Below are 21,666 nucleotides of genomic sequence, written 5' to 3'. Positions count from 1 at the left end.
ATTTAATCATTATGGTAATGCAAATATATCTTATTTTGTTTGGAACTCTTACCAGTGCAAATACGATTTAAAAATTAAGAATTTTTGTCTTTAATAAGCGGTAAATAGACTTATTTATTTTGATGAAAAAATAGAATTTTTAATAAAAATTAGTCATTAATATTTGTATTAATAAAAAAATTTTTGATTGGATTATATTGTGAGGGATTTTTTATTTTTTAGATGCTAATATGTAGGGATTAAGCAGTTTGCAATTATAACTGCAGAAAAAGAGAGGAGAGGAACAATGTCTGAAACACAAACTTTAGTGCATAACTTTGGTCAGGTTTATGACAATCCAGTCTTGTTAGATCGCAGTGTTACTGAGCCAGTTTGTGAAGGTTTTAATGTTGCCTTAGCAAGTTTTCAGGCACTTTACATACAGTATCAAAAGCATCATTTTGTTGTTGAAGGAGCAGAATTTTACTCATTACATGAGTTCTTTAACGAGAGTTTTGATGAGGTACAAGGACATATTCATGACATTGGTGAACGCCTAAATGGCTTAGGTGGAGTACCTGTAGCAAGCTTTAGCAAATTAGCAGAATTATGCTGTTTTGAACCAGAGCAAGATGGCGTTTATAATTGCCGACAAATGTTAGAAAATGACCTCAAAGCAGAACAAGCTTTGATTACTTTAATTCGCCGTCAAGCTTCTCAGGCTGAGAGTTTGGGTGACCGTGCGACCCGTCATTTGTACGAAACCATACTCCTTAAGACTGAAGAACGTGCATATCATTTGGCTCACTTCCTAGCAAAGGATAGTTTAACTTTAGGGTATGTACAAGCTTCTACTAATTAATTCTTTTACATCCTAAATATTTCTGTTTTATACCAAAAATGATTTGGTAATAACTTTTCGGAAATAACTATAAGAAAAAGGCAGAGGTTACGATTCCTTCGTTCCTCTGCCTTTAATTTGTATTTTGTATATTTTTTGTCTTACGGACTATGACAAAATGATTTATAAACAATCATTTAAACATATAACTTTACATTTAAATGATAGTAAAATATCAATGATTTACATAAGCCAATCAAGGAAGAAAATAAATTAAAATTTAATTGTTGCTTCACATATCAGAAGATATAAGATTTCCGATAAGATTTTCAATCAAAATTTCAATAGACATAGGTATAAAATAGTAATACTAGTATATGAAATAAATAAATAAAGCTGATGTTTAAAATCAATGTTTCTGCATTGTGGTATTTAAGGCTAAAGGCCATTAGTTTGCAGAAATAATTGATAGGGTACTTTTCAATACCCATGCGCGGATGAATAATATCTATTACTATTTTTTAGGTTTTATTCTTTTGGTAATGGAGCATTGATTTGAGGTCGCCAATTTAACTGTAACTACCATAAAATCGTACAAATTTGACATGTTGTTAGGCTTAATGTCATCAAATCAAGAAAACCTGGTGGTGAATCAGACGAATTGGAGACAAAGACCTTTAAAATCAATGTCACGTTCCTGTCCTCCTACTCCGAATCAACAACTATGCCCCGCCGTGATGATATTAGGAAAATTCTGCTCTTAGGTTCTGGTCCAATTGTCATTGGACAAGCCTGCGAATTCGATTATTCTGGAACTCAAGCCTGCAAAGCGCTACGAGAAGAAGGCTATGAAGTAGTGTTGGTAAATTCCAACCCTGCAACCATAATGACCGATCCAGAAACGGCAGAACGAACATATATTGAACCATTAACACCATTATTAGTCGAAAAAGTTATTGCCAAAGAGCGTCCTGACGCTCTGCTACCAACAATGGGGGGGCAAACAGCTCTTAACATTGCTGTGGAGCTTTCTAAAAATGGAGTTTTAGATGAATATGGTGTAGAACTGATTGGCGCTAAGCTTCCAGCCATTGAGAAAGCTGAAGATAGAAAGCTATTTAATGAAGCGATGGTGCGTATCGGGGTAAAAATGTGCCCTAGTGGTACAGCTTCTTCTTTAGAGGAAGCAAAGTTAATTGCAACAAAAATTGGTGCATACCCTCTCATAATTCGTCCTGCTTTCACAATGGGTGGAACAGGTGGTGGTATCGCTTATAACGAAGAAGAATTTGCTGAAATGGCACAGGGAGGTCTGGATGCTTCCCCGGTGTCACAAATCCTCATCGATCAATCTCTAATTGGTTGGAAAGAGTACGAACTTGAAGTGATGCGTGACTTGGCAGATAACGTAGTAATTATCTGTTCGATTGAAAACATTGACCCCATGGGGATTCATACTGGGGATTCAATTACAGTTGCTCCAGCCCAAACACTAACTGATAAGGAATATCAGCGGCTGCGGGATATGGCAGTTAAAATTATTCGCGAGATCGGTGTTGAAACGGGTGGTTCCAATATTCAGTTTGCCATTAATCCCGTAGATGGGGAAGCAATTGTGATTGAGATGAATCCCCGAGTTTCTCGTTCTTCAGCTTTAGCTTCTAAGGCTACAGGTTTTCCAATTGCGAAAATGGCAGCCAAGTTATCGGTGGGTTATACCTTAGATGAAATCAAAAATGATATTACGAAGCAAACTCCTGCTTCCTTCGAGCCAACCATTGACTATGTGGTGACTAAGGTTCCTCGTTTCGCCTTTGAAAAATTTCCTGGTTCCCAAGCTGTGCTAAACACCCAAATGCGTTCGGTTGGCGAAGCTATGGCTATTGGGCGGACATTTAATGAGTCTTTTCAAAAAGCTCTGCGTTCATTGGAAACAGGACGTGCGGGCTGGGGCTGCGATATTAAAGAAAAGTTACCCAGTGGCGAACAAACTCGTGCTCAGTTAAGAACTCCCAATCCAGAAAGGATATTTGCCGTGCGTCACGCCATGCAACTGGGAATTAAAAATGAAGAAATCTATGAACTGACAGGTATCGATCCGTGGTTCTTAGATAAAATGCAACAATTGTTGGAGGTAGAAAAATTTCTCAAGCGTACATCTTTAGCAGAATTGACAAAAGAGCAACTTTTTGAGGTCAAGCGTCAAGGGTTTAGTGACAAACAAATAGCTTTTGCAACTAAGACTACTGAAGACGAAGTAAGAAACTATCGCAAACAACTAAATATAATCCCTGTTTACAAAACCGTAGATACGTGCGCTGCAGAATTTGAAGCATTTACTCCCTATCACTACTCAACATATGAGGAAGAAACAGAGGTAGTACCCACAAATAAACCTAAAGTGATGATTTTAGGTGGCGGTCCCAATCGCATCGGACAGGGAATAGAATTTGACTACTGTTGTTGTCATGCAGCTTTTGCTCTGGGAGATGCGGGATACGAAACCATCATGGTTAACTCCAACCCAGAAACTGTATCTACTGATTACGATACAAGCGATCGACTTTATTTTGAGCCACTCACAAAAGAAGACGTCTTGAATATTGTTGAAGCGGAAAACCCAGTAGGAATTATTGTTCAGTTCGGCGGACAAACACCTCTTAAATTAGCGGTACCCTTACAAAAATATTTACAAGATTTGGAAGCTCAAGAGTTTGCAAATCAAGAATCAGAAGCTGAAAAATCAGAGACTCAAAAATCACAGACCCAAGAATCAGAAGTTTGTGGTGGTGAAAGCTCAGGATTTACAATGCCCAAAATTTGGGGGACATCTCCTGACTCCATTGATATAGCCGAAGATCGGGAAAAATTCGAAAAAATTCTGGATGAGCTAAAGATAGCCCAACCACCTAATGGTATTGCTCGTAGTTATAAGGATGCACTGATAGTTGCCAAACGCATCGGTTATCCAGTTGTAGTACGTCCTAGCTACGTATTAGGAGGAAGAGCAATGGAAATTGTCTACTCCGACGTAGAATTGGAACGCTATATGACCTTCGCAGTTCAAGTCGAACCAGAACATCCAATCTTAATTGATAAGTTTTTAGAAAACGCCACTGAAGTTGATGTTGATGCGATCGCAGATCTTACCGGAGAAGTTACCATTGGTGGCATCATGGAACACATCGAGCAAGCGGGTATTCACTCAGGTGATTCGGCTTGTGCTTTACCTTCCATGTCTTTACCACCGGAAATTCTGACACAAATACGCCACTGGACTGCTGAGTTAGCCAAGGCACTGAAAGTAGTAGGTTTGATGAATATCCAGTTTGCCGTGGTTGGCTTGAACAATGACTCACCCCAAGTTTATATTCTCGAAGCTAATCCCCGGGCATCCCGCACCGTTCCATTTGTTTCTAAAGCAACAGGCGTACCTCTGGCAAAAATTGCATCTTTAGTGATGTCCGGTAGAACACTTAAAGAATTGGAATTTACCAAAGAAGTGATTCCAGAACACATAGCTGTCAAAGAAGCCGTATTACCTTTTGACAAATTTGCTGGTACTGATACAATCTTAGGGCCAGAAATGCGATCAACAGGTGAGGTCATGGGCATTGATTGCGATTTTGGAAGAGCTTTCGCTAAAGCCGAAATTGCTGCAGGGGAGCTACTTCCTTTAACTGGTACAGTCTTTGTATCAATGAACGATCGCGACAAAGCCGCAACTGTACCTGTAGCCAAAGAATTTATTGAGTTAGGCTTTGGTTTAATGGCGACATCAGGCACACTTCAGGTGCTCAGAGAACATGGACTAGATGTTGAATTAGTACTCAAACTCCATGAAGGTCGTCCTCACGTCCTAGATGCGATCAAAAACCGCAAAATTCAGTTAATTATCAATTCGCCTTCTGGAGAAGAAGCTCAAAGTGATGCAAGATTAATTCGTCGTACAGCTTTAGGTTACAAAATCCCTATTATCACTACTCTAGCAGGCGCTAGAGCAACGGTTGCTGCTATTCGTTCCTTACAACGCACTACCTTGGATGTAAAAATTATCCAGGACTACTGCGTTACAACTTAAGCTTTATATGTTATTGGTCATTTGTTATCGAACTAGGGATAGATAACAAGTGACTGATAACAGGTTAGTTCTTGAAATAATTATTAAGCCAGAACTTACAGTAAAAATTTATCGCTATGATTGAGATATTTTAAGAAAATTTCATAATATTTGTGCGACCATATTAAGTTACCGGAGTAAGTTTGTAGTGAGATTATGCTCTATCCAAGGCAATAAATGCCTTCAATAAATTTCAAGTTCGCTTTACCGAACCTTCATCACAAATATGAGAATGTTACAATTTATTAAGAAAATAAGAAAAAGTCATAAATGTTTGAAGCGTAACTTTTTATCTAACTCTTGATACTTGTTTTAACAGAAGAACAATTGTAACTTTTAGCAGGTGAAAGTGTAATCGAACAGTTATTGAAAAATTAGCTCCGCCGAGCAGGTCAAAAAGCAATTTTTTGATGGGTTGCCATTTTCATTACAAGTGCACCCAATGGAAACTATTTATTTAGTAACAAGTAAATTCAAGTCTGAAAACTACTGTCAAACCTATAATTACCGAAAAGTAGTGCCATGAAGACCGCTCAGAAACCAACAGACCTCGTGCGGACTTACTTGCGCGAGATTGGTCGCGTTCCACTTTTGACCCACGAAGAAGAGATTTTTTATGGGAAACAGGTACAACGTGCAACCAGCTTGTATGAAGTACGAGAGTCATTAGCAAATAAGTTAGGACGCCAACCAACTCTACAAGAGTGGGCAGAGGAGACAAATTTAGAAGCCTCTGAACTCAATAGTGCCATCGATTCTGGTGAATTTGCCAAGCGCAAGATGGTAGAAGCGAATTTACGTTTAGTTGTTTCCGTTGCCAAAAAGTATATTAAGCGCAATGTTGACTTACTAGATCTAATTCAAGAAGGTAGTATCGGCATGCAACGGGGGGTAGAAAAATTTGATCCCACTAAAGGATATAGATTTTCTACCTACGCATATTGGTGGATTAGACAAGCAATTACCCGGGCAATTGCAGAAAAAGGTCGTACAATTAGGTTGCCAATACATATCACCGAAAAGCTGAACAAAATCAAAAAAGCCCAACGCCAACTGTCACAAAAATTAGGAAGAGCTGCCACAATATCTGAATTAGCAGAGGAATTAAGCTTAACTCCCAAACAAGTACGGGAATATCTAGAAAAATCTCGTTTACCACTATCTCTAGATTTACGATTGGGAGACAATCACGATACAGAATTAGGTGAGATGCTAGAAGATACTAGCGCTTCTCCAGAAGAGTTTGTCACTCAATCATCACTATCTTATGACCTAGAACGTCTGATGGGAGAGTTAACACCCCAGCAAAGAGAAGTAATTTCTCTACGCTTTGGTTTAATCGATGGGCAAACCATGACTTTAGCCAAAATTGGTGAACAGCTCAATATTAGTCGTGAAAGAGTTCGACAGATTGAGCGAGAAGCACTGACCAAGCTTCGCAAATATAAAACCAGTATCAATGAATATTTGGCAAGCTAAGTTACTTCAAAAAGTCAATTGATAGTTAGAAGATCTTAAGAATTCAATAAGGTAGTTTTTCAGTTCTTTCTGTGTACTAACCAGTATGGTTAGAAAATTTTCCTATTTTTTCTATATCTCAAGACTGGGCGCACAGTAAAAATAGATTTTGGTTAATTTCCAAAGGTTTCTGAGAGGAGAACTTCCGATCGCTCTAGACTATGTGCACTATTTGCAGTTATTTTGGTCTGTTCAGTTGGGTTACTACTTGTTTAAATTGACTCAATAGTAAGATATACAATCTTTATTCAGTGATGGAGACGTTGCACTTGTACGTCTCCATTATGTTTTGACAGTCGAATGAAAATAACCACTATTTTCAAGATTGGTGGATGATACAGACAGATACATACTATTTTTAATAAAACAGTAAATACCCAAGGTTGTTAAACTGAAACTAAGCCTCGTTGGGTTCATAAATCATTACAGGAGCTTACATAATGAGTGATTCGTTTGATCGAGTTTCAGAGTTTTTTGAGAAAAATCCACACAATGATAATTTTTTGTGGCAATATGTGAAATCATTGAGCCCGGAAACAATTAGCCAATTGTCCAAACCAGATTCTAGCGAAGTCTTTCAAGTCATGGAACGGAAAATAACTGGGCTGCTTGGCAATATTCCTTCAGAACACTTTGGCGTAACTATTACCACTAATCGAGAAAACCTCGGACGTCTTTTGGCTTCAGCGATGATGAGTGGTTACTTTTTACGCAATGCAGAACAAAGGATGAACTTTGAGATCGCTTTGCAAGATATGGACAGTGATGGCGATTGCAGTAATGAATAAATTAGTAAATCAACAAATAAATTTTAGTGTGAATTAAAACTATAGTGGTCGTGTTTGGGAAAATTTTTTATACCAGTCTATGGTCAAAAGGACTTGTAATATAGCTCATATTTGAAGTATAAAACTTACAAATCTTGAACATTTAATTTTCCATGTTCATTATGCCTTCCCCTAATCAAGCTCAGTAAGACTATAGTTTCAAGTTTCAAATAAATACAAAAAGTCTTGAATATTATTTCTTATAAATGAGGAAAAACTTAAATGTGAATTTCAAGTTGGATTTGAATATATATTTAGAATATATCTTTTAAATTTATTTAAAAATATGTTTAAAATCAAAACAGAGAATTTTGACTTTAAGTAAGTTTTTATAAAATTAGGATATTACCCACATTACCTCAAGCAAAAAGCAATAAAATATCTACAAATTTATTTATTCATTTTAAGGTCTTTTTTTCTCTTCTATTAAGTTATGAATCAAACCTCCTCTACCCCTCCCCATAAAATCATTGGTGCTGCAGTCATCTGGAGCGAACAAGGTCAAATCTTAATAGACCGCCGCCCTTTAGGAGGAGAAATGGGTGGTTTGTGGGAATTTCCTGGAGGTAAAATCGAGCCAGGAGAAAGTATTGAAGAATGTATAAAACGTGAAATACAAGAAGAATTAGGTATGGTAATTGCTGTTGGAGAACATTTAACTACCATCGATCATACCTATAGTAATTTACGTATTACACTAACCGCTCACCATTGTCAGCATCTTTCTGGGGAGCCCCAAACCATAGAATGTGATGAAATTCGTTGGGTGTGGGTTAATGAACTAGAAAATTTTACTTTTCCTCCAGCCAACACCGAGATTATTGAAGCAATTAAAAAAAGTTCAAAACAGCCTTTACTTGACCGTTCAAAACAGCAATAGTTATATATTTAACTGTTGGCATGGACAGAATTTTTTACATTCCAAGATAATTTTTCCAAGCTACGTTTTTATAGCACTACATAATGAGGTTAGGACATCGGCTACGTCACTGTGGATCCGCTAATGACTTGCGCGTAACGCTATACTAGGTCGGATATACAGGTAAAGTAAAGTGGAACCAAGCACCACCTGTGGGAGCTTCTTCCACCCAAATTTGACCGTAATGGGCTGTAATAATTCGCTGACACAAACACAAACCAATTCCGTAGCCGTCTTTTTCTTCATCCCGCTCTAAGCGATAGTGGTTTTCGAATATTTGCTCTCGCTTCTCTTCAGGAATACCTGGACCACTGTCACCAATACTAAATTGAACTTTTTGGCTTGTACGGTGTAACCCAGAAATACTGATAACACCACCTTCAGGGGTATATTTAATTGCGTTATCTATAAGGTTGATTAAAACCTGACGAATCCGCTCAGGGTCTGCATAGACTAACGGCAAATCTTCGGGAATATCTCTCTCCAATTTCAAAGATTTTGCTTTATAACGCTGACGTAATTCACTCATCACCTCACCACATAACTTACCAACTTCTGTTTTTTGGGGGACTATTGGTATTTTTGTTTCCTTTCCCCGCCCAACCTGGAGAAGTTCTGCGATCATCCTGTCAATTATTCGTGTTTGAGTGCGTGCCTGTCTGAGCAACTTAGCTGCCAGAGGAGGCGTCAAACGTTTAAATATTCCTTTTTCCTGACTGTAATTAGATTGTAGAGTCTCAACTGCAATTGCTGCTGCTGTCAAGGGATTACGAAGATCGTGCGCCAACATAGCAATTACCCGGTCTTTGAATTGTAATTGCTCCTCAAGCTTGTCCTTCTCTTGCTTCAAGTGGAAAATTTCGTCTGATAGCTTCATCAGTTCTGCTGAAACAGCAAGTGATTTAATTCCCGACACTGAAGAGTTTAATTTGCTTATATCTCCTATATTATCAGTATCTTCTATCATACCAACCTGTGATTTAAAATACATATCCACTGAAATTTGCCAACGGGGCCACCATACTTTTAATTGACTGACGATATTACTGCCAGCCAAAATATGCCTCGGTTCAGGATGTATTTTTACTAAAGCTGGTGTAGCAACCAATTTGAAGTGTTCTGCTAAATAAGGTTGCTGTCCAACATCAACAATTTCCAGTTCGAACTGATACTCTGCCTCTAACTCTTTTAAGTAAGACCGGATACGCTGCACCTGTTGTCCGGACTTGGGTCGCCCATCAATAAACAGTATCAGCTGTAGAGGAGCATCAGTATATGCGAACCGATCCTGGGAAAGTTGCATGAAATCTTGTCTGAGTACTTGTCACAACCCGACGACCCTTAAAAGTAGTTGATATAAAAAATAGCGGTCGCTGGAAATAATTTTTTTTTAAACTTAATATCTATTTTAGATTTTTCAGGTCCTATTCTCTTAAATTGGTATTTAATATTATGTAGTAGATGTTGTTATGTTTGTGCATGGGAAATTGCCTTACGGTCTCTGCTCATTAATTTCGACTCAGGAATAAATCTCAGTCGTCATCATCTCCGAATCAAAAAATTTCGTCAAGACTGATAGCTAGGTTTTATACTACACCTAGTTAGTACGTACAATAGTACATAGATGTTTTTTTTAGTATAAAAAACTGCTAACACCCAAAGGGTCAATGCTCGATCAATAGTTTATAGGCTCCTTGCAATACAATAATCTGATAGCTTTTGTGCATTAAGAAAAGCAGACTGCATTAGTCCATTTAGTCTGAACTTAAATACATTGCTCATTTTTAGACCTAAAGATCGTAATTGTTCAGAAACAATTATTAGTAAGTCCAGCGAGTTTGGAATATTATCTCCTCGATGGATTATTATGGTGTGTATATTGCCGCATTAAATTTACCAACAGCAACGCTTTGAAGCTTCAATATTAATTGGAATACAGGATCGTAAGACACTGTGGATTCTCGCCTTGAGTGAAGCTAATAATAGTTTTAATTCTATGTTATCACTTCTTGAAGACTCCCGCGATTAATTGTGGTTCTCTGGCTCCCATGACCTGTTTGGGGTCAATAATAAGTACTCTTAAATGGTGTCATAAATAGGGAAATTTTTTTGCCAGCAGTATTAATTTATCATTGAAGATAATGCGGTTATTAATCGACGCATTTTTTAATTTGGAAAAAGTTTAAAGTTGGTATCCTGGCGATGGAGTAATGAAATTTGTAGATGATATTTGTAATAGAGAGAGCTATCACTATGAAGTTACAAATGGTCACTCAAAAGTTAATCAATCTGCGCTAGCTTAGGTATTGGCACGAGTTATGTGATTTTCAGTGTTATTTCTGTATATTCGTTCTGTTATTTTTCTTAGTTTGGCAATTTTATTAACCTCCCTGAGCGGTTGTGCGAATAGTTTTGTCGAAAAATCTTTGGCTCCTGACCCTAAGCTTAAAGATAAACCCAATATTTTTGCAGCGAAACCAGTCAGCGACGAAAGTAAACAGTCTAAAAGCAAACAGCCCAATCAAATATCTTCTAAGCTACCAGTTGGTTTTCCCGCAAAACTGAAGTATCCGAATGCAATTCTTGAGGAAGCTAGTTCAACTGAAGGTCCTACATCAAGATTATCAACTCGCTGGCATAGCTCTGACCCCAGTAATATTGTTAGTAATTTTTACATCAAGCAATTACAGCAAAATGGTTGGAAAATTTTGCAAAAATCAAAAGATGAAACGCCAAGAATTATTGCTGCGCAGCTTAATGACACTCAAGTCAAAATTTCCATCCAACCCAAGTCAGTAAACAACACCCAAGCTCAAAAACCACAAACCAATCAAACACAAGCTAATCAAACACCAACTGATCAAATACCAACTAGTCCAATACAAACAAATATTGAGTTATTAGTTGAAAACATAAATGGCGGGAAATTAACAACACAAAATAATCCTGATCGCAATCGTGAAAACTCACCTAACCCCCCCGGTTCTGCAGACTTTATTGGATCAGTCGCAAATAATGCTGGGACCTCTGAATCTTCGGAAAATTTGAAAAATAAAAACTCGGAAAATAGCAGTGGGTCTGCAACCAAAGCAAGGCAAAATTTTAACGACGTCGATAAAATCCCACCACAACAACAAGAAAAAATTCAAGACCTGGCAAAATTGGGGGTTTTAACAATAAACTTCGATATTGGCTCCGAACAAAATAAAAGTACTCCTAATTCTGCTGCAGATAATTCTACTGTAAGCAATCCCAATATCAATAAATTTGAACCAGCAAAAAATATTACCCGTCGCGAATATGCAAGATGGTTAATAACCGCCTACAATAAGATGCATGGTAATGACCCAACAAAACAAATTCGGTTAGCTTCAGCAAGTACTAAACCAGTCTTTAGAGACGTTTCAAAAACCGACCCAGATTTTGGCGTAATCCAAGGATTAGCAGAAGCAGGTATTATTCCCAGTTCGTTATCAGGTGATTCGACACAAGTGCTTTTCCAGCCCAATTCACCTCTGAACCGGGAGCAACTAATTTTGTGGAAAGTACCTTTAGACGTGCGTCAGGCTCTACCAACCGCAAGTTTGGAAAGTGTAAAACAAACATGGGGTTTCCAAGATTCAGCAAAAATCAGTTCCAGGGCTTTGCGAGCAGTGTTAGCAGATTTCCAAAATGGCGACAAAGCTAATATTCGTCGGGTTTTTGGCTACACTACTTTGTTCCAACCAAAAAAACCAGTGACCCGTGCGGAAGCTGCTTCTGCTTTATGGTATTTCGGGACCGAAGGTGAAGGAGTCTCAGCACGAGATGCTCTGGCTTTGAACTCAACACCATAAGGAAGCGGTCGGATACAATACACTTACTTTCTTGTATCCTAAATAGTACCGAAGTTTGTTTTTAGTGACTATGACAAATTTGTATTTTTGAAAGCTAGTTCAAGCTTGTATGCGATCGTGAAATTTTTCTTTTTTTGCGCTCTCGCTTTATTGTCATTCCTATTTGCTAGTAGTCTTGGTAACACTTGATAGTTGTTGGTAAATAAAATTCCAGTCCCTAATTCCAGATATTGAACTACGGCTAAATTATGAAACAGAATTGGGATAAAAATTACTAAATTCAATAAGATTATCTAAGTATAAAATTCGTTAAAGTAGTTAGTAATAAATTGATTCAGATATTTTACTGATTGCATAATAAAAATAGAAATCAGAAAACTACTTAGCCAGACAATATAAGCATTATCTATTTTCAGTAGCGAGAATAAAAATTTTGCAGGGATAAAATGTACATATAAAAACAAAGGAACAATCCCTTATTTTCATATAAAATCATATTTATAGAAACATTTACGTAATTAAAAAGTAATCATTCAAAATAGAAAAAACCTCGATATATAAACTTATAAATAAAAATGGCATTATAAAATTACAGCACACTTTTTACAAAGCTGTAAAACAAATTAGTGTAGACTTTTTTCGAGATAAAAGTATTCAATAAATATTTGCCGGAAGGTTTAATTGCTTATTTGATAAATGTGATGAAAATATACTAATTAATAACCAAATATGGATAATATATCGTTTTCAGATTACTAGCGTATCAATCACTTAGTTACGTATTAAAAGAATAAATTATACACTCTATTCTGAGTATATAAGTACAGTATCGAAAAAAGAAGCTTTAAATGTTATTTGTCTCAGCCCTAATATAAGCTCTGTAAAATCTAAAGCGTTTGTTCATAGTCTTGCATTCAATTGATGCACAATTACCAAGATTTATTCAACATTATTGAAGAACTAGTGATGCACCATTCTCCCAGTGGTGCAGAAAAAGAAATTAACCAATTCTTGATGGAGAGATTTGATACATTGGGAATTAAAGCATGGCGCGATCGCGCCGATAACATTATCGCCAAAATTCCCGGGAAAAATTCAGATCGAGCAGTTGCAATTACGGCTCACAAAGATGAAATTGGGGCTATAGTTAAAAATATTACTAAGAAAGGACAAATTGAAGTTCGTAGGTTAGGGGGTTCATTCCCATGGGTTTATGGTGAAGGTGTTGTGGATTTGCTCGGAGATAAGGAAACCATCAGTGGTATCCTCAGTTTTGGTTCTCGTCATGTTTCCCATGAATCTCCACAAAAAGTACAACAGGAAAATAGTGCGCTGAAGTGGGAAAATGCTTGGATTGAAACTAAATGTACGGTTGCAGAATTAGAAGCTGCGGGAATTCATCCAGGGACTAAAGTTGTCGTTGGCAAACATCGTAAATCTCCGGTGAGATTAAAAGATTACATCGCCAGTTATACCTTGGATAACAAAGCATCAATTGCAATTTTACTAGCTTTGGCAGAACAGGTAAAAAAACCAGCAGTAGACATTTATTTAGTTGCATCAGCGAAAGAAGAAGTTGGAGCAATTGGGGCAATGTATTTCAGTCAGAACCAGTGTTTGGATGCTCTAATTGCTTTAGAAATTTGTCCTCTTGCTCCAGAGTATCCCATTGAAGATGGCGAAAAACCTGTAATCTTGTTTCAAGATGGCTATGGTGTTTACGATGATACTCTCAATGCACAGTTGCGGTCTTCAGCACAACAAGTAAATATGCCGATCCAACTAGCAACATTGAGTGGTTTTGGCTCCGACGCATCGATCGCTATGAAATTTGGTCATATTCCTCGTGGAGCTTGTTTGGCTTTTCCCACCCAAAATACCCACGGCTATGAAATTGCTCATTTAGGTGCGATCGCTAATTGCATCAAATTACTAAAAGTCTTTTGCGAAACAGAATTTGATAGTTGACAGTTTATGGCTGACGCCACGCCCTTACGGACTACAGTTACCAGTTAACAGTTAACAGTTTATGGTTAATATTGCGCCCCTACGAGTTCCAGTTGACAGCTAGCTAAGCTGCTTACGCAGCTGTCTACATACCTACAGCCTAAGTAACACTTAGAGTTCATCGTTGATAACTGTTCACTGTTTCCTGAAATAAGTAACAATCTATTAAAGGTATCGGCTATTGAGTCGCAATTTTCTACAATGATTCCAGCAAACTTGAACTAAGAACTAATTTAAACAAATGCCTAAAACCGTTGCCGATGTAATGACCCGCGATCCAATTGTTGTTCAACGTGAAACTCCATTGACCGAAGCAATTAAAACCTTAGCAGAACGACGTATTAGTGGGCTGCCTGTAGTAGATAATGCTGGAAATTTAGTAGGTATTATTTCGGAGACGGACTTGATGTGGCAAGAAACAGGTGTCACACCTCCGGCATATATTATGTTTCTTGACAGTGTAATTTATTTAAAAAATCCAGCTACCTTTGAGCGCGATTTACATAAGTCACTCGGACAAACAGTTGGTGAAGTAATGAATGATAAAGCTATTAGCACTACTCCAGATAAACCTCTTAGGGATGCAGCAAAAATTATGCGCGATCGCAAGGTTCAACGCCTACCAGTAGTTGATACTGAAGGTCAAGTAATTGGGATACTCACCAGAGGTGATATAGTGCGAGCAATGGCTGCTGAACAAGATTAATTATCGAGCGTTTGTCACTGTTAATTTGTAATTGGTAATTAATCGATCGCCATTCAAAAAACAAGTGACAAATGAAAAATAGCAAGTGACAAATAATAAAGGAAAAATAACAAATGACTATAAATCCTGAATCTGTTAAACAATTATTGAACTCCGAAGATTTGGGCGATCGTCTTCGTGGAGTTAATCAGATTCGTCATCTTGAGCCAGCTATTGCTTTTGAATTACTTCAAGGTGCTATTGGCGATCCTAATTCTCGGGTACGTTATTCAGCAATTAGTCAACTTGATACATTTGGCGGACAAGATTTAGATTTGTCCTTGCAGATTTTACGCGATCGCTTACTTAATGATTCGGAAATAGACGTTCAAGCTGCTGCTGCTGATTGTTTGGGTGCTTTAAAGTTGCACGAAGCCTTTGACGATTTGCAACAGATGTACCAAAAAACTAATGAGTGGATTATTCAATTTAGTATTATTGCAGCATTGGGAGAAATGGGAGATCCCAAAGCTTTTGATTTACTTACCCAAGCTCTCGCTTCTGATAATGAATTGGTGCAAACAGCAGCGATTAGTTCTTTTGGAGAATTAGGAAATGTAGAAGCTGTACCTTTATTAGCACCCTATGCTAGTAATTCTGATTGGCAAATTCGTTATCGAGTTGCACAAGCTTTGAGCAGACTGGGAGGAGAAGAAGCAAAGTCAATTATAGAGACTTTGGCAAATGATACGGAAGAAGCTGTGGCGAAAGAAGCAAAAAGATGTCTAACTGATTCTTGAATAAAAACCAGTTTTTAACAAATATATTTTCTGCAGAGACGTACATTGTCACTATGTATGGATGACATCAATAGTAGTACGTCTCTAGTAATTTTATTGAATCACTAAGGTCGAAGATAGGTACATATTTTCCCTTGCCTTTGCTATCAAATCAAATCTTGTATTTCATCTACTGAAAAGATAGTAAACGAAAATTATCCTAAATAGAAAATTACCCTAAATATATTACATATTTCCCGCTAACATATTTCCTTTCAAAATGGGAAAATTTTACTTGTATTTTATAGATAAAGCTATGTTTTGTTGGTCGATAACCTGTAACTCTAAAAATTAAAATAAAAACTTTTCATTGATTTATATATTTTTTATCGAATAAATTCTCATACTTAAAGAAGATATTTGCATTCCAGATAAATATCTCTTTATTTATGAAAATAACACATGTTTTTAACATAAATTTGTATCATTTGTAGGTTTCGTTATCAGTAATTTTCCCAAAATTGTTTTTCAAATCAAGATGCAATAAATACTAGATTTTTTTGATGACATAATTACGGAGATAGAAATAAGATACAAACATGCTTAAGAGAAAACAAGCAAATTTTTAAATCACATCAATTGCTTTAATAAAAGGTTTGGATTATGCGAAAGTTAAGCTTATTGGTCAAGACATTAGTTGTATCTACTGCTGGATTAAGTGTTTTAGGCTCTATGTCTGCAGCTAAAGCTATGAACTTAGTTCCACAAAGAGAAGGTGAGATTGAACTTACCAATATGTCTTGTATTGTGGATAATGCGGATTGTATCAATACAACATCCTTAGGTTATACAGTTACTAGTAAAGATCCAGTAAGTAATGATAACTATGGATTCAGTAGACTTTTCTCAGATAAAAAAAGTACAACTAATACTTGGGGTTTAGAAATTAATTTTAATCAGACGGATGAAGGTACAAATCCCCAAACTGATGCTTTTTGGTTCCGCCCTGTTGCTTATGATAATAACAATAATGTCATTGAAAATGGTCGCTTAGAATATGGGGTTTTTGAATTTAATTTTGCCCAAACAGCTAATGAAGTTAAATTATCATTTTTAGATGTAGAAGAATCTCCATTTACTGGCATTCTTCAGGTGAATGGTGATAGTAATTCTCAGCCTATATTTCTTCCTGCTGCTGGTGATGATGAGACTCAATATCTTGTTTTAAATAATGTAGATTCTTTCGTCGTCCAATTGGGTAACCCCGGTGACAATAGCACTAAATTTTCCAGTACTGGTGATGGTGTTAATTTACAAGTTAGCGTACCCGAACCAGGAACTGTTTTAAGTATTGGAGCTTTAGCTATAGCAGGTATGTTTGGTTTAAGAAGAAAACACAACAACTCTTCTAAAACTGCTTAAATATTGCTAATTTTCTTCTCTTGGGACAATAAATATAGAGAAAATACCCTATCAGATAAGTGCATTTTTAACAGGTTTTTAATTTAGCTTTATATAAATCATCAGGGTGTTGTATCTATTTAATTTCGTATTTTAAATTTCTTTTTCTCTTCTCTTCTCTTCAGTTTTGTGTCAAGTAGATAATGTAACTAAGACAGTAATTAGTTACTTTATCTACTTTTTTTTTATTTTTATTTAAACCAATCTACTCAAACTAAGCTAATCATAAGAAAAAGCCTCATGTACCAAAAACCTGAGACCAAGTCGTCCAAACAAAAATCACAACTGCTGTAATTCCTAATATTCCCTGAATCACATTTCCTACTAGAGTCCCAACGAAAATACCAATTCCAGCTTTTAAAGCTACTAGTAATTTACGTTGATAAATAAATTCACCAATAATTGCACCTAACAAAGGACCGATTAGCATTCCGAGCAATGGTCCACCGACTGGTAAAGTTGGGAGTAAACCAAAAAACCCCAGCAGCAAACCAACGAATGAACCAATTTGTCCCCACTTACTAGCACCGGCTTTTTTTGCACCCAGGTAACCAGCTAAAAAATCTACTGCTGTACCTATAAGTAACACTACACCTGTAACTATTACAGGTACTTCGATCGCAGCAAAGGAGCCTTTAACAATTCCCCAAATAATCACCGCAACTAAAATTAAGCTGATTCCAGGTATACCGGGAACAACCGCACCGATAATTCCTACCATCATCAAGGCTATTAACAACCAATATATAATTTGAATTTGCATATTTTTTAAGTGGTAATAGGTAATAGGTAATAGGTAATAGCTAATGGGTAATTGGTAATTGGTAATAGCACTGCGTGCCGCCGCAAGCGGCATATGGTAATTGGTAACAGTCAACTATTAACTATTGATATCACTTAGGGTAACAGCTAATTTGTTCGCAATTCCGGTAATCCAGTTTTCATCCTGCTTGGTATAACTGCGAGGAGCATTTGCACCTAAGATTAATGCACCATCAGAACCGATTGGTTGACAAATGACACCTTGAGTATTGGGTGGTAAATAATCAAATTCAACCCTACCCGGATACACTTTTAAATCAACTAAATAAATAGGTTTTTCCTTTTCTAGGGTTCTTTTTAAAATTGCTCCTGGATTAACTTCTGAAGAGGGACCCAAAACACCGCGACGCAACAGAACGCGACTTCGATATAAAACCACAATCGAACAGGTAACTGTGTTCGTCAGCAATAAATGAGAAGCCCAAGCGAGCTCTGTTTTAACTATTTCCGGTAAATCTTCTTGTAATTCAAACCCTTCATCACCAATTAGTTCTACTGCATCTGGGATTCTAGGTTGTACTTGCAGCCAAATTAAACCCGTTAAAATTAAAACTGCACTTAAAATTACACCAAGTACATCTCCCCGTGCTTGAGATACAGTTAGTGTCGGTGTATATAGACGATTGATTAATAAAAGTGTAGCGCCTAGCCCTCCAACAACTATGGGTAGACGCCGCAAAACTTTATTTTGATCGTTTTTACTCATAGTTAATAAAAATTACGCTCTTTGACTTTTTACAAAGGGTTACGTCTACAGCATTCAACAGTGTAAAGTCAAGAGTTAAAAGTTAAAAGTTATGAATTCTAGAATTATGAGTTATGAATTATGGAATTAAAGAATTATGAACTGAGAATAATTAATTGAGAATAATTAATTGAGAATTATGAACTGAGAATTACGAACCTAGAAATATAAATCATACAATAATGAATTTGGGATTATAAATCTGTAAGTATCAATTACGAGCTACTGAATATAATATTTCACTCTTAATTATCAACTTTTAATCCTTAATCCTTTAATCCCTAACTCCTAATTCTTAAGTCTTAACCCTTAATTCTTAACTCTTAATTCTTAACCCTTAATTCTTAATCCTTAATTCTTAACTCCTAACTCCAATAATTTTTACTCCTCCCCTGGTTCAATAATTCGCTGAAATAAATACCCAGTTCCCCGCGCAGTGAGAATTAATTCTGGGTTACTCGGATCGTCCTCTAATTTTGCGCGCAGACGTGATATATGTACGTCCACAACACGAGTATCAACGTGTCTTTCAGGGGTGTATCCCCAGACTTCTTGCAAAATTTCGGAACGGGAAAAAGCTTCGCCAGAACGACTTACTAGCAATTCTAATAAGCTAAATTCCATCCCCGTCAAACGGATGCGCTCGTCACCTTTGTAAACTTGGCGTTTGTTGGTGTCGATTTTGATGGTACTAACATGAATTACGCCAGAACTAGGAATTCCTGAAGCACTGGTTTTATCTACCCGACGCAATACCGAGCGAATTCGAGCTTCTAATTCTTTGGGGGAAAATGGCTTAACAACGTAATCATCCGCGCCTAATTCCAACCCAGTAATCCGGTCTGCTACATCTCCCAAAGCTGTAAGCATGATGATGGGAACATCTGACTCCTTTCGTAGCTCCTGACATACACCATAACCATCGAGCTTTGGCATCATTACATCCAAAACTACCAAATCTGGCTCAGAAGAGTGAAACGTATCTAGAGCTTCCTCACCATCACCGGCTGTTACAACATCATAGCCAATCATCGAAAGACGAGTTTCCAGAATGCGGCGAATACTGGCTTCATCATCTACTACTAAAATTTTTTCCTTATGACTTTCCAATTTTCTCGACGCTCCTTCACGAAAAATTTTTCAACATTAATTTTTACTACCATACTATTAAGATATCATTCCAATTATTATGTCGTAAAAATCTGCAAGTCCTGTCATTATTGTATTTAAGCTCGTAAGCAAACTTAATGAAAAATTAAGATTATTTAATTAGATAAAAATGGCTAAGCCAAAAACAATTTATGTTTGTAATGAATGTGGTGCTGAATCTGCTCAATGGTTTGGAAAATGTCCGGCTTGTGGTACGTATAATTCCTTAGAAGAAGAAGTTCTTATCCAATCATCTACAGATTTACCTTCACGAGGTGTGGGTTCGTGGCATTCTTCACAAGGAAAAACCAAAGCAGTCAAAACACCTCAACCAAGAGCATCTTTAAAATTTGACCAAATTAGCGACCGTCAAGTGACCCGTTGGCCTTCTGGGTATGGAGAACTGGATCGAGTTCTTGGTGGCGGGGTTGTACCTGGTTCGATGGTACTCATTGGTGGCGATCCAGGTATCGGTAAATCTACTTTATTATTGCAAGTATCAAATGAACTAGCGCAGAGATATCGAATCTTATATATTTCTGGGGAAGAGTCAGGACAACAGGTCAAACTTCGGGCTTCCAGACTTGGCGTTACTGATGTATTAAATGTCGTTAGCGAAGAAGATAATAAAACTAAAGAAACAAACGATACAAATGGTAATAAAAAGGTATCCAAAAGTTTAGCAGATTTATACATATTACCCGAAACAAATTTAGAGGAAATCCTCAAGGAATTGGAGTCTCTTCGACCAAATTTAGCTGTCATTGATAGTATTCAAACAGTGTTTTTCCCCGGACTAACTTCTGCCCCTGGTTCAGTCGCTCAGGTACGGGAATGTACTGCAGCTTTAATGAAGGTGGCAAAGCATGAAGATATCACAATGTTGATCGTAGGTCATGTAACTAAAGAGGGAGCTATTGCTGGACCAAAAGTATTAGAACATTTAGTTGATACGGTACTGTATTTTGAAGGTGACAGATTTGCTTCTCACCGATTGTTAAGAACTGTTAAAAATCGTTTTGGTGCGACCCACGAAATAGGCATTTTTGAAATGGTCACTAATGGGTTGCGGGAAGTTCCCAACCCGAGCGAATTATTTGTTGGTAATCGCGACGATCCAGCGCCAGGTACTGCGATTGTAGTTGCTTGCGAAGGCACTCGCCCGATAGTTGTGGAATTGCAAGCTTTGGTAAGTCCCACTAGTTATACTTCTCCTCGGCGTTCCAGTACTGGGATAGATTACAGCCGCTTAGTGCAAATTTTGGCGGTACTGGAAAAACGGGTGGGGGTTCCCATGTCTAAGTTAGATTCTTATGTTGCATCTGCAGGTGGTTTAAATGTGGAAGAACCAGCAGTCGATTTAGGAGTTGCGATCGCATTAGTGGCGAGTTTCCGCGATCGCATTGTTGATTCCAGCACGGTGCTGATTGGTGAAGTTGGTTTAGGAGGACAGGTACGTCCCGTATCCCAAATGGAATTACGTCTGAAGGAAGCTGCAAAACTAGGATTTAAACGCGCGATCGTTCCGAAGGGACAAAAATTTCCAGAGTTAGATATTGAGATTTTACCTGTAGCGAAGGTAATAGATGCGATTATTGCTGCAATTCCCCAGCAGACTGTAACTGAGGAAGATTTGAAACCTGATGATGATGGAGTTAAGCGAGTACCGAAGAATGGAGTGAAGCGAATATCGGGGGAGGAAGTTGACCAAATATCGAAGGATGAGGTTGACGAGATACCGGGGGATATAGGTTTTTAGCCATCGCTAAAACTGATAACTATGTGACCTGTAGGGGCGCACCGCTGTGCGCCCTTATCAGTAATATATTTTTTGATCGGAAATTCCATAATTTGCGGTCTGTGGAAGCGCGCGTCGGCATGTTGTGGGCGCACATCGGTGCGCCCCTACAAGTGAGAAACCCAATTTTTGAAAAAAAATTTAATTTTTTCGTTACGCTCTCCAGGTGCAGAGAAGAAA

At 37.4% G+C, this 21,666-nt stretch carries 15 protein-coding genes; 11 read left to right on the top strand and 4 right to left on the bottom strand.

Annotated elements, in window-relative coordinates; all coding sequences use genetic code 11:
• Positions 1–286 precede the first annotated feature (286 nt).
• The 5 genes from dpsA (at position 287) to mutT (ending at position 8,165) form a co-directional block, all read left to right on the top strand.
• Complete coding sequence (dpsA, locus tag BC008_RS28590; protein ID WP_027842165.1) at positions 287–841, top strand: DNA starvation/stress protection protein DpsA; 555 nt, start codon at positions 287–289, stop codon at positions 839–841.
• A gap of 703 nt (positions 842–1,544) precedes the next feature.
• On the top strand, positions 1,545–4,901 hold the full coding sequence (carB, locus tag BC008_RS28585) for a carbamoyl-phosphate synthase large subunit (RefSeq protein ID WP_027842166.1): 3,357 nt from the start codon (positions 1,545–1,547) through the stop codon (positions 4,899–4,901).
• Between the two features lie 561 nt (positions 4,902–5,462).
• Positions 5,463–6,419: an RNA polymerase sigma factor, RpoD/SigA family gene (locus tag BC008_RS28580; protein WP_027842167.1), complete on the top strand. Its 957-nt coding sequence runs from the start codon at positions 5,463–5,465 to the stop codon at positions 6,417–6,419.
• A gap of 479 nt (positions 6,420–6,898) precedes the next feature.
• The gene (locus BC008_RS28575) at positions 6,899–7,246 is read left to right on the top strand and encodes a DUF760 domain-containing protein (protein WP_027842168.1); all 348 of its coding nucleotides are present in this window, start codon (positions 6,899–6,901) and stop codon (positions 7,244–7,246) included.
• A gap of 472 nt (positions 7,247–7,718) precedes the next feature.
• Positions 7,719–8,165, top strand: coding sequence for an 8-oxo-dGTP diphosphatase MutT (gene mutT / locus BC008_RS28570; protein WP_027842169.1), 447 nt, complete (start codon positions 7,719–7,721; stop codon positions 8,163–8,165).
• Positions 8,166–8,310: 145 nt separating this feature from the next.
• Here the strand turns inward: mutT and BC008_RS28565 are convergent, their stop codons facing one another.
• Positions 8,311–9,507: a histidine kinase gene (locus BC008_RS28565; RefSeq protein ID WP_027842170.1), complete on the bottom strand. Its 1,197-nt coding sequence runs from the start codon at positions 9,505–9,507 to the stop codon at positions 8,311–8,313.
• A 1,027-nt stretch (positions 9,508–10,534) separates the two neighbouring features.
• Between BC008_RS28565 and BC008_RS28560 the strand changes: the two genes are divergently transcribed.
• The 5 genes from BC008_RS28560 to BC008_RS28535 all read left to right on the top strand — a co-directional run bounded on the left by BC008_RS28560 (position 10,535) and on the right by BC008_RS28535 (position 16,933).
• Positions 10,535–12,040, top strand: coding sequence for an S-layer homology domain-containing protein (locus BC008_RS28560; protein ID WP_235595952.1), 1,506 nt, complete (start codon positions 10,535–10,537; stop codon positions 12,038–12,040).
• Positions 12,041–12,961: 921 nt separating this feature from the next.
• A complete protein-coding gene (locus BC008_RS28550) occupies positions 12,962–14,008 on the top strand; it encodes a M42 family metallopeptidase (protein WP_027842172.1) in 1,047 nt (348 codons plus the stop codon).
• 280 nt (positions 14,009–14,288) lie between these two features.
• Positions 14,289–14,753, top strand: coding sequence for a CBS domain-containing protein (locus BC008_RS28545; RefSeq protein ID WP_235595951.1), 465 nt, complete (start codon positions 14,289–14,291; stop codon positions 14,751–14,753).
• A gap of 113 nt (positions 14,754–14,866) precedes the next feature.
• Complete coding sequence (gene nblB, locus BC008_RS28540) at positions 14,867–15,532, top strand: phycobilisome degradation protein NblB (protein WP_027842174.1); 666 nt, start codon at positions 14,867–14,869, stop codon at positions 15,530–15,532.
• A gap of 642 nt (positions 15,533–16,174) precedes the next feature.
• On the top strand, positions 16,175–16,933 hold the full coding sequence (locus BC008_RS28535; protein ID WP_027842175.1) for an LEVG family PEP-CTERM protein: 759 nt from the start codon (positions 16,175–16,177) through the stop codon (positions 16,931–16,933).
• A gap of 277 nt (positions 16,934–17,210) precedes the next feature.
• On the opposite strand, the gene BC008_RS28530 is transcribed toward BC008_RS28535, so the two are convergent.
• From BC008_RS28530 to rpaB, 3 genes are all read right to left on the bottom strand, one after another.
• On the bottom strand, positions 17,211–17,729 hold the full coding sequence (locus tag BC008_RS28530; RefSeq protein WP_027842176.1) for a DUF456 domain-containing protein: 519 nt from the start codon (positions 17,727–17,729) through the stop codon (positions 17,211–17,213).
• 123 nt (positions 17,730–17,852) lie between these two features.
• The gene (locus tag BC008_RS28525) at positions 17,853–18,500 is read right to left on the bottom strand and encodes a cofactor assembly of complex C subunit B (RefSeq protein WP_027842177.1); all 648 of its coding nucleotides are present in this window, start codon (positions 18,498–18,500) and stop codon (positions 17,853–17,855) included.
• Positions 18,501–18,920: 420 nt separating this feature from the next.
• The gene (gene rpaB, locus BC008_RS28520) at positions 18,921–19,649 is read right to left on the bottom strand and encodes a response regulator transcription factor RpaB (protein WP_027842178.1); all 729 of its coding nucleotides are present in this window, start codon (positions 19,647–19,649) and stop codon (positions 18,921–18,923) included.
• A 169-nt stretch (positions 19,650–19,818) separates the two neighbouring features.
• On the opposite strand from rpaB, the gene radA reads away from it, so the two are divergent.
• On the top strand, positions 19,819–21,447 hold the full coding sequence (radA, locus tag BC008_RS28515) for a DNA repair protein RadA (RefSeq protein ID WP_082650657.1): 1,629 nt from the start codon (positions 19,819–19,821) through the stop codon (positions 21,445–21,447).
• Positions 21,448–21,666 lie beyond the last annotated feature (219 nt).

Source organism: Mastigocoleus testarum BC008, from assembly GCF_001456025.1.
Classification (GTDB): Bacteria; Cyanobacteriota; Cyanobacteriia; order Cyanobacteriales; family Nostocaceae; genus Mastigocoleus; species Mastigocoleus testarum.
The sequence above is the reverse complement of the archived record's forward strand: the minus strand, read 5'-3'. Positions and strand labels throughout refer to the sequence as shown.